We start from the raw sequence: 14,961 nt of genomic DNA, 5'->3' as shown, positions 1-14,961 counted from the left end.
GATCCCTGGTGGTGGGTGGGTGTCAGAGTTCGAGTCCGGTGTCGCGGTCGTGGTGCTGGTCGGTGTGGTGGTGCAGGTCGGTGCGGGTGTGGGTTTGTTGGTAGAGGTCGTGTATCTGGGTGTGGCGGGCCAGCAGTTCGGTGGTTTCCCGCTGGGTCTGGGACTGGTCGGCGGTCTCGGTGGTGGCGGTCTGGTGGCTGGTGGCGGCCTCGATGGCGGTGGTCCGCTGCTGGGCCGGTGGTTGGCCGAGGTGTTGGGCCCAGGGCAGATGCCGGTGCAGGGCGTGGGTGAGGGTGTGGGCGGGTTCGCGGTGCTCGTCGCCGGTGGTGTTGGTGATGAGCAGCAGTTTGGAGTTGGTGATGGCGGCGTTGTCGATGAGCCAGCGCAGCTGGGTGGCGGGTAGGTGCTCGGCGTCGTCGACGATGAGCAGGCTGCCGATCGGCACCGGGCGCCAGCGCCCCGACTGCAGATTCTCGATCCCGGTTTCGGCGGCGGTGGTGGTGTCGGCGTAGCGGTGCTCGCCGGCGTAGACGGCGGCGGCCTCGGTGGCGGTCAGCGCCAGCACGCGGTGCTGATGCTGGTGGGCGGCCGCGGTGATCGCAGCCAGCACCGCGGGCTTGTCGGCGCCGACACCCAGGGTCAGCGGCTGCACGGCTTGGGCGCTGTTGGCGATCGCGATCACCGTCCGCACCGTCGGCTCATCCAGGGAGCCCAGCGCCTGCTCGGGCACCCGGTACATGCCCGCCGGAGCCCGCACGGTTGCGGCCTCCAACACCTCCACCTCCGACCGCAACACCGACACCTCCGCCGCCGCGGCCTGCTGCCGCCGTACCTCGTACGCGGCCGCACTGGACCGCTCGTTTGCGCGCACATCGGCGCGCAGCTCGTCAGCGCTGGTGTAGCCGAGCTCCTCAAGGACGCGTGGGGTCGGGTTGAGCAGCAGCGACCATCCCGGTTGGCGGCCCCGCTCGGCCAAGCGTTGTTCGGCGGCCGCGGCCTTGGCCTTGGCTTCCGGGCTTTCGGAGGCCAGCCTCAGCTCCAGGGTCAGCGACGCCAATTCGGCCTTCTTGTCGGTCAACTCGCCGAGCTGCTCGAAACCACCCGGCGGATTGGCCAGCAGGTCATCGAGTTCGGCGCGGTCGCGCTCGAGTTCACCGCGCAGGGCCTCGTGATGACGAGGCAGGTCGGTGTAGAGATTTTCGGCGCGCTTGAGCAGCCCCCGTGATTTGGCACCTGCACCATCGCCGGTGGTCGCCATCAGATCGTCTTTCTTGATCTCGGTGATCCGTGAAGGTACCGCCAGCCGCAGCAGCAGCATGTCATGCATCAAATCGCGTGCGGCCAGCACCTCAACCCCGTCGATCGACACCCCAAGTGGGGCGAAACGTGAGGCCCCGCGGTCCTTTCCGGCGATGTATGCCTGCCGGCAGGCTTCCGCGAACGGTTCAACGGCGGTGGCCCGTTCAGCGTGAGTGTGGCCCGCGACGGCGATCATCGGGCTACTCCCTGAGGCGGTGCGATCGGCTGCGCGCGCGGCCACCGGTGCCAGCGTCGCCAGATCCGCCTCCCGCTTCGGCACCGCGCGTTCCAGTGTGGCGACGGTGAAGTCGCGGCGGCGCCCCGCCTCGATATGCGCGCCCGCCAGCGCATTCAGCCGCTTGACGTCTTCAGTCAGCTGCACCTGACGCACATAGCGGGGGTCGCCGGTGGCCAGGGCCTTGGTTTCGGCCGCCGCCGCGCCGAGGTCGCCGCCGGAGAGGTCCTCGATCTCCAGGTCGGTGACCTCGTTGCGGCGCGTCTGCTCGATGAATATCGTCTTGGCTTCTACTTTCTGCCACATCACCGTGTCGTAGGTGCCCTCGGTGACATAGTTGACGATGTCGACCTCATCGTTCTGGTTGCCTTGACGGATGATGCGGCCTTCGCGCTGCTCCAGGTCACACGGCCGCCACGGGACGTCGACGTGATGCAGCGCCCGCAGCCGCGCCTGCACGTTCCAGCCCGTTCCGAGCTTCTCGGTGCTTCCGATCAACACCGACACCTCGCCGCGATTACACTGCGCTCGTAGCACGGCCACTTCGGAGGGTTTGCGTGCCTCGTGGACGAATCGGATTGCCCCAGCGGGCATTCCCCGTTCGATCAGTTCGTCTTTAATGGCCTGGTAGATGCTGAACTGGCGCGGGTTCTTCGAGGGAGTCCCCCGATCGCAGAACGCGATTTGCAGCGGCCCGGTCAGCGCCAGCGGATGACCGGTGTCGGGGTGACGGTAGACGCGATCGGCGTTTGCACGCTGAATGCGCATGATGTCGTCAGCGACAGCGGCCGCACGGCTACGCGTCGGCGCAGGCAAATGCGCGAGGCGCGGATCCAGCGAGGCGTTGCGCCCATCGTTGGCGATCTTGAGCTGGTTGTCTCTGGCCGGGTCCTTAGCGTCGAGATGATCGAGGCGATAACCCAGGTCGGCGATGAGGTCCAGGACTTCGATGTCAGGTGTCAAGGTGACAATGCGGCGCTGTCCACCAACGAGTTTCGGCAACTGCACCGGCACCTGGTCGCGCGTCACGACGTCGGTGTATGCCGCCGAAAGCGCCAGCAGCTCCGGCAGGTTGGTGAACTTGCCGATCCTGGTGACCGGGCGCAGCTTTGTTCCGGTGGCGTTGACTTCGACGGTGGTCACGGTGTCGGTGAACGCCGCGCCCCAGTCGCCCAGATCGGCCACACCGGCGGCCTCCAGCAGCAGGCCACGCAGGTAGGTTTGCATCACCCACAACTCGCCCAGGGAGTTGGCGATCGGGGTGCCCGTGGCGAAGGTGGCCACACGTTCAACGATGCGGTGTTCGGGGATGCCGGCCGCGCGAGCCTCATCACGTCGCCGCTGGCGCAGCACCGTCAGTTTGAGCGAAAGGTCTTCTGCGCGTTGGGCTGCCGTCGGACACGACAACTCCTCGATATTGCACACCCGCTGCTTGTTCTTGTAGTGGTGTGCCTCATCGACGAACAGGTAGTCCGCGCCCGTGTGCTCGAATCGCAGGCCGGTGTCTTTGCTCTCTTGGGCAGTGAGCCGTTCGAGGCGTTCCACCGTGGACTTGATCGCCAGCTCGATGCGCTTCTTGGTGCGCGGTGTTTCGGCCTGCGCGAGTTGGGCGCGCAGAGTGTCAACTTGCTCGCCGATGTAGTCGATACGCATATCGTCGGAGACACCGATCGCAGTGAACGCCGACTGCCCCACGATCACCATGTCCCACTGGCTGGCCGCCGACTGTGCGACCAGCCGTCGACGTCCTTCGGCGGTGGTGGCCGCCGACCCGACCAGGATGCGGGCGGCGGGGTACCATTGCTGCGCCTCGCGCCCTACCTGTTCGATGATGTGGTTGGGCACCACGATCCATGGTTGGCGCACCAGACCCAGCCGAACCAGCTCCATGGCTCCCATCACCATCGAGCCCGTCTTGCCCGCTCCCACAACATGATCCAGCAGAACGGTGGGCTCGTTGATGATCCGCGCGACCGCGTTGCGTTGATAGAAGTGCGGGACGAAGTGATCCGAGAGCCCCGGCAGACGCAGATGGGAGCCGTCGTAGCGCGGCGCACGCAAGCTGTTGAATCGCCGATTGTATTCGGCGACAAGCATGTCGCGGCGGTCCTCGTCGGCGAACAGCCAGCGCCCGAACTCTTCGCTGATGTGGGCGCACTTGGCCTGCGCGGCGAACGTTGCTTGAGTGTCGAGGACACCCTTGTCGTCGTTGACCACCACCGCGCGCGAGTTGCACAGGGCTTCAAGCAGACTCACCGCGTCACAGCCGCGCCGCGCCAACCCGTATTCTTCGGTCATCAGCCGGCCGTGACGCTTGTAGTTCTCGACCTCGACCACCCAGCGCCCCCCGAGGTGCTCGGCGGCCACACCGGTCAGATCGAACGTCTCCTGGGCGAACTGGGCGACCAGGGCGGCCGGTATCCACGGCGCGCCGGGGCGGGCCTTGATCTGCTCGGCGGACCGATCCGCTGGCTGAACCTCGCGCAGCGCTGCGGCGTACTCGCCGTAGACCGGGTTGTGGTGCGCGAGCTCGGTTGCGTCAGCCAGCTTCTGGCGCACATTGCCCGACAGGGCTGTAGCGGCCGGGATCAGCTCATCGGGATCATCCAGGCTCGGATAGACCAGGCCGGCCAGCAGGGCGCGGGCATCGTCAGCTCCGACCCCCAGAAGTCCGGCGATCATCTCCATGTCGACGCGGCGAGCCCGGTCCAGGCTGATCGCCAGCGCCTCTTCCGGGCTGTCGGCAGTGACTCGCTCGACTGACGCGCTCAGCAGGTCGGTGGAGAAGATCGGCGCCTTGACCGCAGTGCCGGCGTCATCGTCGAAGATCTCCAGCGCCGACACGATGGCCCACCCGGGGTCGTGGCGGATTCCGCCGTCGAGGTGGCGGCGCTTCTTATACGGCGCTGGGCTCTCCCACGCTGCGGTGTCCCATTCCTCGGCCAGCCCGTCAGGCACCGGCCCCCGATAGGGCACGCCGGCTTCGCCTTCGCGTTCGCGCCAGCGCGCCTCGAACTCGGCCACCCGCGCGTCGTGGCGCTCCTGAGTGGGTTCTTTGGGATGCACCCAGCTAAATCGGTTGATCGGCCCGTGGCGTCGTACGTAGTTGTCGTAGAGGTAGTTCAGATGCCCGCGCAGCTGATCGCGTTCGGACTGGGGTCGGCCGTCGCGCTGCGAGGTGATCAAGCTGGTCGCCACATCGCGCAGATCGATGAGTTGACGGGTTTCGGCCAGCAGGGTTTTCGGGGTGTTCTGCGGCTGCCAGTCGTGTCCGGCCCAGTACTCGATCGCGCTGGTTTGGTCGTTGTAGCGCAGCGTGTACAGCGGGGTCTGCGGTCCGCGGTCGGCGGCGGTGATCAGCCCGGCATCAAAGGACTGCTCGGAGACGACCGTGAGTGACTCCGCCGTGGCGCTCAGCCCGCGCCCGCGCGCGAGCGCCGCATCGACGATGCCCCCCAGTTGCTCGCCCAACTGGTCGGCGAGCTGCGCGCCGGTGACGCCGTCGACGACCAAGGTGGGTGACCCATGCAGGCCGCGCCCGAGTTGCGCAGTGCCCAGGACGTGGTCGGGATGCTCACTGTAGTAGGCGTTTACGGTGATCTCGTCGGTCGCGCCGCTGGCAGGGTCGGCCAGCACCGTCGTCGTGGTTTCCAGCCAGCTCGGCTCCTCCTCCAGCGCGGCCTGCTCGGCCTCGCGGACCCGGAACACCAGCAGGTCGGTGACCACCTGCGTGCCGGCCACCCGCGAGAACGCCTGCGAGGGAAGACGAACCGCGCCGAGCAGATCCGCGCGCGCGGCCATCTCGCGACGCGCCCGATCCGACGCCGAGTCCAAGGTGTATCGGCTCGTCAGCACCGCGACGTAGCCGCCGGGTGCGGTCAGTGCGAGCGCCTTCAGGATGAAGTGGGAGTGGATACTGTGGCGTCCCGGGTTGTGGGCCGGGTCGTGAACGGCGTAGCGGCCGAACGGCACATTGCCCACCGCGGCCGCGAAACTGTTCTCCGGTACCCGGGTGGTCTCAAAGCCCTCGTTGCGGATCTGCGCCGACGGATAGAGCGCGGCGGCGATGCCGGCGGTGATGGCGTCGTTTTCCACACCGACCATCACCGCGTCGGCGGGAGCGTGCCCGATGAACGTGCCGCTGCCGCAACCGGGTTCGAGCACCCGGCCGCCGCTGAATCCGGCTCGGCGTACCGCGGCCCACACCGCTGCGACGATCGCTGGATCGGTGTAGTGGGCGTTGAGCACCGACGCCTCGGCGTGGCTGTATTCCTCGCGCGACAGCAGCGTGCGCAGCCGGTCGCGTTCGGCGACAAACGAGTCGTTGCGAGCATCGAACACCTCGGGCACCGCGCCCCACCCCGACCACGCTGCCAGCACCCGCTGCTCGGCGGCGGTCGCCGGCCGATCGGCCGCGCGCACGCTGTGCAGGGTCTCGATGGCGGCGATGTTCGCGCGGGCGCGGGCCTTAGCGCCCGATGGCACCAATGTTTCGGTGGACGCCGGGAAATCGGTGGCACTGTAGAAGGCCGCATCGATCGGGGCGTCGACGGAAGGCTCGACGGTTTCCGCGACTTCAACGGGGGTCGCGGGTTCGACGGTCGCAGCGGGCCGGCGCGCGGGTGGGGGCAGCTCGTCGCCGCCGGGGTCGATGCTGCGCGGATCGGTGGGCTGATCGGCGTCGTCAAACAGCGACGGTTGGGCGGTTACCGTTCGGGCAGGCCGTCGCGGCGCAGGTCGCTGTACACCAGCTGGGCTAGCTGTGCGGCCAGCGGGTCGACCGGGTCGCTGGGCAGCGGCAGCTGGTCCTCGGCGAGCGCCGCCAGCAGATAGCCCGCCTTGATCCGGAACACGTCCGAGAAGTCCGGGTCCGGCCACACCCGCGCCGCCAGGTCCTCGAGCTCCTCGCTCGGGTCGCTGCGCCAGTAGCTGCGTATCCAGCGCTGATCCCATGGCACCTGGCTGCGATCGGGTATCGGCTCGCTGTGCTCCAGCGTCTCCTCCTCGGGAGGCTCCGGGATCAGCTCGTAGAGTTCCTGGCTGAGCACCATCTCCTTGGCCGAGGTCGCTGCGGTGTTCAGCAGGCCCACCTTGGTCATGTAATCCGGATGATCCCCGCGGCTGGCCTTCCAATCCGCGATCGCCCGTTCGCCCATCTGGGCGGCCACCTCCGCCACTTGGCGGCTGATCCGCGCCGCCTCGACCTCTATGAACTCCTGGCGCCGCGTCGACGGCCATTCCGGGGGCAGCTCCAGATGATGGGTGTAGATGTCGGCCACGATCTGCCTGATCTCCGGACTGGTCACCGCCACCTTCCCCATCGAGGAGGCTGAACAGATCCGGCTGGTCCGAACCGTCGCGCCTGCGGGCCATATTGTCCTCTCCTGGCTGATCGTGGCGGGGTCGGGGTAGCCGCGCACCGCGAAGAACCTGCGCAGACGCCGGTCAGTGATGATCATCGGCCGCCCTGCGCGGCGCCCGCTGCTGCAGGGCGGTGTAGAACCGCTCGCGGTGCGCGGTGGTGTAGAACGCGGCGGCGGCGGTGAATGCGCGGGTACGCGCGGGACTGAGCACCGGATCTGATGCACTGGCCCGGATTGCCCGCTGCAGTGCACCCGGCAGTTTCCGCCAGCATGCCCCGCAGGCATACAGATGGTTGGGCACCGTGCGCCCACACCGCCCGGGGCACTGGTGGTGGGTGGCGCGGCGCTGCTGCGGCGGCGTTTGGGTTCGTGGCTGGCTCATCGCGCATCTCGCTTATCGGTCGGGCACCATTGCGGCGCTGTCTAATTGGAGCAATAGTCCGCTGGCTGCCGGTAATGGCAGCGTCGTCGCCGGTTCGGGTGAGCCCACCGACAGCGCATCGGTGATCAGTGACACCACGCCGCCGACGACCTGCCCGATCATCCACACCGATCCGGCCAGGGCCAGGATCAGCCCGGCCAGCCACGGCCCGCGCCGCGTCTTCACCGCGGCCCCCCTGCTGGTGTGGGCTCGCGAAGGAAACTGAGCACTGCCATCAGGCAGTGGGCGTAGCGAGGCCGATCAGAGGAGGTTTTGGAGAACTCGGCGACCTCAATCGCGCCGTCCGGGCAATACCTGGCCCGAATCGTGGCGCCGGACTCGGCGTGCTCGTAGGCGATGAACACGTCGGTGCGGTCCAGGCTGCGACTCGTCCAGCGGCCGCGGCGCGCCAGCCGCTCCACAATGTCACGCTCGCTGGCGTGGGCGTCGGCGATGATCACCTCCCCCGGCATCAACTCGGTCGCCGTACGCTGCTGATCGATGGTTGCGGCCTGGTCGTCGAGCACCGCACTGCTGGTATAGACGTCTGTCTTCATTGCTGTTCCTCTCCGCATCCACCGTCGAACTCATCTCATCGCACGAAACGTTCACCGGCACACCAGAATCCCCACGCGCGCACCTTCGGCCCGGTCACCACCAGCGTCCAGCAGGGGATCGCGCGGCCGTCGGCGCCGTCGGCGAGCTCGATGGTGTGGCGGAAAGCCGCCGGGCGTAGCCCCACACTGCCGCGGCGGCGCAGCCGCTCCCCGGCGGCGGTGTGCTCGACATACCGCCCCGACAACACGATCGAGGCGAACCACCACGGATGGTCGTGAGCCACCGGATCGTCGGAGGCAATGAACTTGTGCAGATATACGTTGAGGAATCGGTTGCGGGGCAGCACAAACCAGCGCACCAAGTACGGTGCACGCGAGGTTTCGACGACCTGGTGGGGCTGGCGGCGCAGCAGCAGCCGCAGCCAGCCACCCGCCGCGGGCTGACTGATGGTCGCGCTCATCGTTGCCTCGCCCGATCACCGGATCGCAGTCGGCTCTCGCACACCGGCTGGATCGGCCAACGATCCTCGATCCTCGGGGTGTTCATCAGGTCCGGGCTCATGCCGACCTCGCAGTGCTGTCGCATGGTCGCAGCGGCGCTATCGCCGCGCGCATCATGACGCGGATGGACTCCCGCTGCCGCGACGACAGTGAGGCGACCCGCAGCACCTGACGGGAAAGCTGTGCCGCGGCCGGGTCAGCGCTGGCGCGGCACAGTTCGTTGGTGTGATACCAGCCCGGGCCGGTCGGGTCGGTGTAGATGTTGTCCACCGCGCGGTGCACCCAGCCGATACCGGCCCGCTCGCCGTGCAGGGACGACGCGTAGAGCAGCGCAGCCAACGGTCCCACTGCGGCGGTGCACCAGAATCGCTCGCAGGCCTGTCGGCGTCGCACCGATCCCAGCAGCGCCTCAGCGACCCGCAGGGCGTCGGCCGGCGACTCGATCGTCCTGGTCGGGTCAGCGCCGCCACCCCATACCGGTGTCGGGCGCGGTGCGCGGCGAAACGTGTTTCCGTGCAGCAGGTTTCGCAGGGCGCGGCCAAGAGTTGCGCCGTGGTGTGCCATCGAGATCATGTCTGCTCTCTCGACTGCGTTCGTCATGGTCGGGTCGCCAAGCTGGCAACGGGCGGCAGGCCGGCGGCGGGCGTGCCCGCTGGGTGCGGGTTGTGATCAGCCCAGCCGAACGCGCCGCAGTAGTGCGCGTCGGCAGGCGGCGCGACTGTCAGTTCGCCGCCAGCGGGGTCGATGATGGTGACGATCAGCACCGACACCAGGGCGGCGGCCAGCCCCGCGACAAAGCCGCACAGCGCCCCGATCTGCCCCGGCCCGCGCCTGTCGTGTTGTTGGGCGCAGTGCGCGCACCGATGCGGCTCGGTGATCGGGTAGCCGTCGGGCGCGGCCATCTCAGCCAGCCTCTTGTTGCTCAAACACTGCCTGCCAGTAGATGTTTCGGGTCGTGCCCGCCGCGGCACGCCCTACCAGGGCGCGGCGGTGCAGCGTGCACAGCGCCCGATAGACCTGTTCGGCGACCACCGGTACCGGCCCGGTGTGCTGCGCGTTGAGCCGGTGACGCAGATCGGTGGTACTCAGCGGTGTCCGCGAGGTCTCCAGAATTGCCAGGATGTCGGCCTGCAGCTGCTTTGGGCTCATCGCTGCTCGTTTCGTACGGACGCCAACGCTTTTCGGTGCCGCTGGCCGATCCACTCCCACAAGTTCTGCGGTGGGCGCTGTGCACCTGTGCCGCGCAGTGCACGTTGCACCGCCGCGTCGTAGGACTTGATGAAGTCTGACCAGTCGGGGATCTCGGTCTGCACGCCCGGTGTGCCGCGACGCACCAGCCGGGCGTGATCGGTGTTGCCCGGCAGCAGCCGCCGATAATCCAGCGTGCTACCCAGTTGGGAGGACAGCGTTTTCGCGCCGCTGGCCTGATCGAAACTCTCCTGCCGGCGGGTGGTCTGCAGACTCCACTCCTCGGCTCGGCGCAAGATCTCCATCTCCGCAGCGCCGAACATGATCAGCGCCGAGGGAAAAATGGCGCGCAGCTCGTCGGCATAGTCTCGGCCGTAGACGGTGTCGAACTGACACGACGCCTGCACCGCCAGCAGGAAGTTCACGCCCAGGCCGCGGCCCTCACCGATGTGTCGGCGCAGCGCCGGCATCGGGGCCACGTTGGTGGCCTCGTCCATGACATACAGCAGGCGGTGCATCATTTCCTTGCGCGCTGTCTTGGCGCGCCACACCTTCACCAGGTGTTCGAGCAGCGTGACCGCCGCACCGGCCACCGAGCCTTCCGAGGGCGCCAGCACATACAGGGTGGCCGTCGGGTCGTCGAGAAACGACTCATCGAACGCCGGATGGTTGACCCCGCGCAGCGCCAACCGCATCCACGGCATCACCGCTTTGCGCATCGTCAACGCGATGCTGTCGCGCTGCTTTGGGTCCATCGCCAGGGTGCGCACCAGCGCGTTGCGAAACAGCGGCATATCGCCAACGATGTTGGCGGCCATCTGCCAGCCCGGTTCCAGCGACAGCTGCTCTGTCGGGTTCTTCTTGTCGGGCGTCACGACGGTCATGTTGTCCACCGCCAACAGCACCCACTCGATGCCGGCGTTGATGCCCCTCGGCGAGGCTGCATACAGCATCGCCGCCAGCGGGCCTTCGGTGTTGGACTCCCAGATGCCGCCGTCGGAAACCTGATCGATACCCGAGCCCAATCCGACCGCCGACATCTGCATCATCGTGTTGGCCGCCGTCACCGCCTGATCCGGCGTGCGGATCAGCTTGGTCGGGTCAAACGACATCATCGTGATGTCGGGATAGTCGGCGTCGTAATCCGGGCGCAGATCGATCAGCGCCTTAGGACCGTAGCGGCGCTGCATGACCAGCTGGAACAAGTCGTCCTTGCTGGACACCACCACCGCCGGACCGCCCCACAGCACCGTGGCCGGCGCCAGCACTCGGCGCGTCTTGCCGATCTCGGTGGGACCGCTGACCAATACATGGGCGGGGGCCTCAGCCAGCTCCCGCTGATCGGCGTCGTTGCGGACGAACCCGCAATACGGTCGCGCCGGCGGCTTATACGCCCTCAAGTCAGCCATCACCGTTCCCTTTTGATCGGTGTGCGCTCACCGGGGGGCTCAGCGGCGTGAGTCGGGAACACCCCCGGCATCGTCAAATCGTCTGCCTGAAGGCCGAAGTCGATCTCGTCGTTTTCCGGCGGTGGACGCATCGGCCACCAGTCACGGGCCCCGTCGACGGCCAGCCAGCCCTCCAGGATGCCGTAGACACCGGCCGCCAGCGCCGCCGCGGGAACCTGCGCGAACAGCCACGGCGCCAGCACCGTACCCGCCAGTGAATCGGTGGGCTCATACAGCAGCGCCAGCGGAGTCCCTACCGCCACCGCGGCCCACATACACGCCGCAACAGGATACGAGCGCAGCTCGCCGGGGATTAGCTGAATCAGGACCCGGTAGATCAGCTTGCCGCCCATCCAGCCCAGCGGAGCCAGCAGCGCTGCAGTGCCCACAATGGCAAGATCCACGCCCGCATAAACCGTTTTCACCGGCCGGGCAATAAGCGGATGAATAACGTCGTCGTCGGCTGGATCGTCACGCGCGCCGCTCTTTTCTGTCGCGCGGTCGCGAATTTGACGAGCCAAGACTTCGGCGCGCCTTTTCTGAAATATGAAAGTGTGTTGATGCCGGGCGATCCACCTGCGGCGGATCTCGTCGAACCGGTCAGCAGGCACCGACATCGGCGACCTCCCCCGGCACCTGCGCAGCTCTAGTGTAAAAGCCGTCCAGCTGTTGAGCGACGGTCATCAAAAAGTCGCGCAGCTCGGCTGCGGTGTGACGCACCCCGGCCTCCTCCTCATCCCTCAACGCGGCGTCAATGCTGGATGTCACGGTCTCTACCTGCTCAGATATCCGCACCGCTGGGCTGCCGCCATCCACGACGCGCTGGGCCGAGCCCGGCTGCCAGCCCAGCGCCCGATCCAGCCGCGCCAATGTGCGCGGGGCGAGCTCGCGGTGCTCGCGGTGGGCTTTACGCAGCGTCGAAGGGTTCGGTCCGCCGGCGGCGGCCAGGTTCTTGCGCGTCCACTGCAGCTGCACCAGACGGTGCTGGACAAAAAACAGCAGGCGCGCCATTCCCGCCTCCGGTATCGCTCTCATAATCGTGACCGTAGCAACGGGTGAAGTTATTTCGCTATGGCCGTCGAAAATCGGTAGCAGCGCAACTTAGCCTCATGGTTAAGGAGCTGAGGAGACCCGATGAGACTGATTCTTGCCGCCATTACCGCCGCGGTATTCCTGTGGCTGGCGGTCATCGTCACGCTGGTGGGCATTGTCATGGACCACATCGTTGCTGTGAGCGTGATCGCTGTGGTGATGGCCGCCGCGCTGCTGACTCTGCGGATGCGCCGGCGCCGCGCCCGCGCCGCGCCCGCCCGGCTGCCTCACCGGGCACACGTCGTGGTGAGGTCGCGGTGAGCGACCGCAACGCCTCCCCATCAGCGCCGCCAAGCTGGGCGGCCACCCAGCAGTGGCTCGACGAACTCGACCAGGACGCCCCCGCCCGGCCTAGTCCCCGCGACGAGCACGGCTGGCCCGCTGAGCCCGACTACGACGCCGAACCGACCGAGCTCGACGTCATCGACGACGACGAGCCGCCCGCCGACGAGCATCTCAACGACGGGGCCTACGAACAGCCCACCGTGCCGCTCGGCAACGCTGCCGAGCAGGCGACCGTCAAGCTCGACAACGCGTTCGGTCGCGACTACACCCCCGCCGGCCCCGGCGACGGCGACGATGCGCCCAGCGGTCCGGCCTATTTCGACGACGCTGACGACGCCGACCTCTACGACACAGAGCCCACCGACCTCGCCGGCGCTGTGGTCGGAGCACCGGATGTTCTTGACGCCCACCACGATTCAGCCCACAGCACCGCCACGGGTAACGAGCCCGCCGAGCCGCCCCGCTTCAACAGGGCCGTCGCCGCCGGGTTCATCGGGGCCACCGTGGTCGCCATCGTCATCGTCACCACCGCGCTGCTGGCCATGCGCAGCAGCCCGCAGCCCGCCGCCGAACAGGCCAGCCCCACAACACAAATCAGCGTCGCTGCCGCGCCATCGGCCCCGCCGCCGCCCGACGCCGGCGCCGACACCCCAATCCCCTACACCCCGTCAGCCCCAGGCTGCCTGCCGGGCTCGAGCGCCGCGCAAGCCGTCGCCGGCACCGACCCCACCCAGGCCTGGGTGTGCGTGCGCAACGGAGTCGACGGCCAAATCCTGCAGATCGACCTGGGGCGCCCCATGGTCGTCACCGCCATCTCCATCACGCCCGGCTGGGTCGGCGCCGACGCCACCGGCGCCGACCAATGGCTGCAGCATCGGGTGCTGACCCGCGTGCAGTGGAATCTGTTCAACGGCAACGACACTCCCACCGTCGTGCGCCAGAAAACCGGCAACGTGCGCGGCGAAGCCGCCCAGCCCATGCCCAACGGCGGGGTGCTGGTCTCCCGCATCACCATGATCGTGCAGGAAACCGCGCGCGCACCCGCCGACACCGCGCCGCCCACCACCGGACCCGACGCCCCCGGCGGCGGTGGCGGGTTGCTAGACGACGTCCTCGGCGCCCCCCTCGGCCCGCCACCGTCACCCACCAGCGACCCCGGCCCGCCGCTTGCAACAGGGCTGCCCGGCGAGCGCAGCGCCTCTGATCCCGCCGACAACACCTTCGCCGTGTCCTCGATCAAGATTCTCGGCCACCCACCGCGCTAGGAGATTGCACCGATGCCCATCACCAACACCTGGCAACGCCGCCTCGACGGCACCCAAACCTGGCTGCGCCGCGCCGGGCTGATCATCGGTCTCACGTCGTGCAGCATCGTGGCGATCGCCACCATCTGGGGCTGGATCTTCAACACCCCCATCGACGTATCCGGTCCCGCGCGCACCGCCGTGAACCGCACCGCCCTGGTGGGCTCCTACGCCCAAGACTGCGTCACCCGCTGGCTGACCGCCACCCAAACCCAGCAGCAGACGCTGCGTGACTGCTGGTCCTTGCGCGACCCGATGCGGCTGCCCACCACCCCGGCCGCCGTCATCACCTCCCCCGCCGTGGCCGCGGTCACCCTGGTCAGCGACTCCGCGGCCACCCAGCAGTGGAGCGTGGTCATCTCGGTCTCCGAACGGCCCTACCAAAGCGCCGCACCGCACACCAGCTTCTACCGGCTGCCGGTCCTCTACAGCAGCTACGGGGTGCGTGCCACCGCGCTACCGGCCCGCATCACCGGCCCCGGCCCGGGCGCCGACGCGCCCCTGGGCTACCCGAGCGCCCTGGCCGCCAACAGCGCTGCATTCACCACCGTCTCGGGATTCATCACCAGCTACCTGACCAACGCCGGCGGCCTGGAGCGTTACGTCACCACCGACTCCAAACTGTTGCCCGCCGCCGACTACCGCTCCGCCCAAGTCACCAAACTGCTCGCCAGCGCCGCGGTGCCCGACCAAGGAGTGCCCGCCGAAGCCACCACCGTGCACGTGCTGGCCACCGTCAGCGCCGTCACCAGCCAATTCGCCCCCCGCCAAGAGGACTACCCCATCACGTTGAAGGTCGTCAGCGGCCGCTGGACCGTCGCCGCCCTCGACTACGCCCCACTGCTGGCCGCCGACGCCGAACTGACCCCCGTCATCCCCACCACCGCCTCTACATCGAAATGAACGGAGTCACAATGGAACTCACCACCATCGCCCTGACCGCCAGCGCCGCCGACCCCAACGTCACGGTGCTGGCCGCCACCGACCTTCTCTCCGGCGGCCGCTCCCTCTACACCATCCTCGTGTACCTGCTGGTGCTGCTCATCCTCGCCGGCGGCGGCACCCGCGCGGCGATCTCATTCTTCGGCGGCCGCATCGGCTCCACCATCGCCTGGGCCATGGTCGCCGTCATCGTGGCTGTCGTCGTCGGCGCCGGCTACCCCATCTACGTGTCGACCAAGCGCACCGTCGACCAAACCGGCCTCACCACAGGCCAATTCGGCCAATAGCACCGCACCTACCGACCGCGAGAAAGGCCCGCGCCGCGC

At 68.1% G+C, this 14,961-nt stretch carries 16 protein-coding genes; 4 read left to right on the top strand and 12 right to left on the bottom strand.

Annotated elements, in window-relative coordinates; genetic code table 11:
* Positions 1-22: 22 nt before the first annotated feature.
* The 12 genes from M1248_RS15040 to M1248_RS14985 all read right to left on the bottom strand — a co-directional run bounded on the left by M1248_RS15040 (position 23) and on the right by M1248_RS14985 (position 12,047).
* On the bottom strand, positions 23-6,019 hold the full coding sequence (locus M1248_RS15040) for a DEAD/DEAH box helicase family protein (protein ID WP_317148884.1): 5,997 nt from the start codon (positions 6,017-6,019) through the stop codon (positions 23-25).
* A 221-nt stretch (positions 6,020-6,240) separates the two neighbouring features.
* Entirely contained in the window at positions 6,241-6,993 is a 753-nt protein-coding gene (locus M1248_RS15035) for a hypothetical protein (protein WP_317148883.1), read from the bottom strand.
* Positions 6,980-7,279: a hypothetical protein gene (locus tag M1248_RS15030; RefSeq protein WP_317148882.1), complete on the bottom strand. Its 300-nt coding sequence runs from the start codon at positions 7,277-7,279 to the stop codon at positions 6,980-6,982. Before M1248_RS15030 ends, M1248_RS15035 begins: the two co-directional genes overlap by 14 nt.
* Before the next feature lie 12 nt (positions 7,280-7,291).
* Positions 7,292-7,504 (bottom strand): hypothetical protein, encoded by a 213-nt coding sequence (locus M1248_RS15025; RefSeq protein ID WP_317148881.1) that lies wholly within the window; start codon positions 7,502-7,504, stop codon positions 7,292-7,294.
* Positions 7,501-7,875 (bottom strand): hypothetical protein, encoded by a 375-nt coding sequence (locus M1248_RS15020; RefSeq protein WP_317148880.1) that lies wholly within the window; start codon positions 7,873-7,875, stop codon positions 7,501-7,503. Before M1248_RS15020 ends, M1248_RS15025 begins: the two co-directional genes overlap by 4 nt.
* A gap of 35 nt (positions 7,876-7,910) precedes the next feature.
* Complete coding sequence (locus M1248_RS15015; RefSeq protein ID WP_317148879.1) at positions 7,911-8,336, bottom strand: hypothetical protein; 426 nt, start codon at positions 8,334-8,336, stop codon at positions 7,911-7,913.
* A gap of 97 nt (positions 8,337-8,433) precedes the next feature.
* Positions 8,434-8,976, bottom strand: coding sequence for a hypothetical protein (locus M1248_RS15010; protein ID WP_317148878.1), 543 nt, complete (start codon positions 8,974-8,976; stop codon positions 8,434-8,436).
* Complete coding sequence (locus M1248_RS15005; RefSeq protein ID WP_317148877.1) at positions 8,973-9,302, bottom strand: hypothetical protein; 330 nt, start codon at positions 9,300-9,302, stop codon at positions 8,973-8,975. Before M1248_RS15005 ends, M1248_RS15010 begins: the two co-directional genes overlap by 4 nt.
* Positions 9,280-9,525 carry a hypothetical protein gene (locus tag M1248_RS15000; RefSeq protein WP_317148876.1) on the bottom strand — a complete coding sequence of 82 codons (246 nt, stop codon included), beginning with the start codon at positions 9,523-9,525 and terminating at the stop codon, positions 9,280-9,282. The genes M1248_RS15005 and M1248_RS15000 overlap by 23 nt, the downstream gene beginning before the upstream one ends.
* On the bottom strand, positions 9,522-10,973 hold the full coding sequence (locus M1248_RS14995) for a type IV secretory system conjugative DNA transfer family protein (RefSeq protein ID WP_317148875.1): 1,452 nt from the start codon (positions 10,971-10,973) through the stop codon (positions 9,522-9,524). The genes M1248_RS15000 and M1248_RS14995 overlap by 4 nt, the downstream gene beginning before the upstream one ends.
* A complete protein-coding gene (locus M1248_RS14990; protein ID WP_317148874.1) occupies positions 10,973-11,416 on the bottom strand; it encodes a hypothetical protein in 444 nt (147 codons plus the stop codon). Before M1248_RS14990 ends, M1248_RS14995 begins: the two co-directional genes overlap by 1 nt.
* Positions 11,417-11,612: 196 nt before the next feature.
* Positions 11,613-12,047: an XRE family transcriptional regulator gene (locus tag M1248_RS14985; protein ID WP_317148873.1), complete on the bottom strand. Its 435-nt coding sequence runs from the start codon at positions 12,045-12,047 to the stop codon at positions 11,613-11,615.
* Positions 12,048-12,146: 99 nt separating this feature from the next.
* Between M1248_RS14985 and M1248_RS14980 the strand changes: the two genes are divergently transcribed.
* From M1248_RS14980 to M1248_RS14965, 4 genes are read left to right on the top strand one after another with little or no spacing between them, the layout of a single operon-like run.
* Positions 12,147-12,365, top strand: a complete 219-nt coding sequence (locus M1248_RS14980) for a hypothetical protein (protein ID WP_317148872.1) — start codon at positions 12,147-12,149, stop codon at positions 12,363-12,365.
* Positions 12,362-13,654, top strand: coding sequence for a hypothetical protein (locus M1248_RS14975; protein WP_317148871.1), 1,293 nt, complete (start codon positions 12,362-12,364; stop codon positions 13,652-13,654). The genes M1248_RS14980 and M1248_RS14975 overlap by 4 nt, the downstream gene beginning before the upstream one ends.
* A 12-nt stretch (positions 13,655-13,666) precedes the next feature.
* The gene (locus M1248_RS14970) at positions 13,667-14,596 is read left to right on the top strand and encodes a conjugal transfer protein (RefSeq protein ID WP_317148870.1); all 930 of its coding nucleotides are present in this window, start codon (positions 13,667-13,669) and stop codon (positions 14,594-14,596) included.
* Positions 14,597-14,607: 11 nt separating this feature from the next.
* A complete protein-coding gene (locus M1248_RS14965; RefSeq protein ID WP_317148869.1) occupies positions 14,608-14,922 on the top strand; it encodes a glycosyl transferase family 39 in 315 nt (104 codons plus the stop codon).
* The last annotated feature ends 39 nt before the right edge of the window (positions 14,923-14,961 follow it).

Origin of the sequence: Mycobacterium sp. 29Ha, from assembly GCF_032883055.1 — a bacterium.
Taxonomy (GTDB): domain Bacteria; phylum Actinomycetota; class Actinomycetes; order Mycobacteriales; family Mycobacteriaceae; genus Mycobacterium; species Mycobacterium gallinarum.
Note: the sequence above shows the minus strand (reverse complement) of the source record. Positions and strands in the feature narration are given on the sequence as shown.

What these genes read in the sequence shown, in the direction of transcription:
- M1248_RS15020 (WP_317148880.1), bottom strand. Translation starts at nt 7,875, where the DNA reads ATGAAGACAGACGTCTATACCAGCAGTGCGGTGCTCGACGACCAGGCC.
- M1248_RS15030 (WP_317148882.1), bottom strand. Translation starts at nt 7,279, where the DNA reads ATGAGCCAGCCACGAACCCAAACGCCGCCGCAGCAGCGCCGCGCCACC.
- M1248_RS14970 (WP_317148870.1), top strand. Translation starts at nt 13,667, where the DNA reads ATGCCCATCACCAACACCTGGCAACGCCGCCTCGACGGCACCCAAACC.
- M1248_RS15010 (WP_317148878.1), bottom strand. Translation starts at nt 8,976, where the DNA reads ATGACGAACGCAGTCGAGAGAGCAGACATGATCTCGATGGCACACCAC.
- M1248_RS15035 (WP_317148883.1), bottom strand. Translation starts at nt 6,993, where the DNA reads ATGATCATCACTGACCGGCGTCTGCGCAGGTTCTTCGCGGTGCGCGGC.
- M1248_RS14980 (WP_317148872.1), top strand. Translation starts at nt 12,147, where the DNA reads ATGAGACTGATTCTTGCCGCCATTACCGCCGCGGTATTCCTGTGGCTG.
- M1248_RS14995 (WP_317148875.1), bottom strand. Translation starts at nt 10,973, where the DNA reads ATGGCTGACTTGAGGGCGTATAAGCCGCCGGCGCGACCGTATTGCGGG.
- M1248_RS15015 (WP_317148879.1), bottom strand. Translation starts at nt 8,336, where the DNA reads ATGAGCGCGACCATCAGTCAGCCCGCGGCGGGTGGCTGGCTGCGGCTG.
- M1248_RS14965 (WP_317148869.1), top strand. Translation starts at nt 14,608, where the DNA reads ATGGAACTCACCACCATCGCCCTGACCGCCAGCGCCGCCGACCCCAAC.
- M1248_RS14985 (WP_317148873.1), bottom strand. Translation starts at nt 12,047, where the DNA reads ATGAGAGCGATACCGGAGGCGGGAATGGCGCGCCTGCTGTTTTTTGTC.
- M1248_RS15000 (WP_317148876.1), bottom strand. Translation starts at nt 9,525, where the DNA reads ATGAGCCCAAAGCAGCTGCAGGCCGACATCCTGGCAATTCTGGAGACC.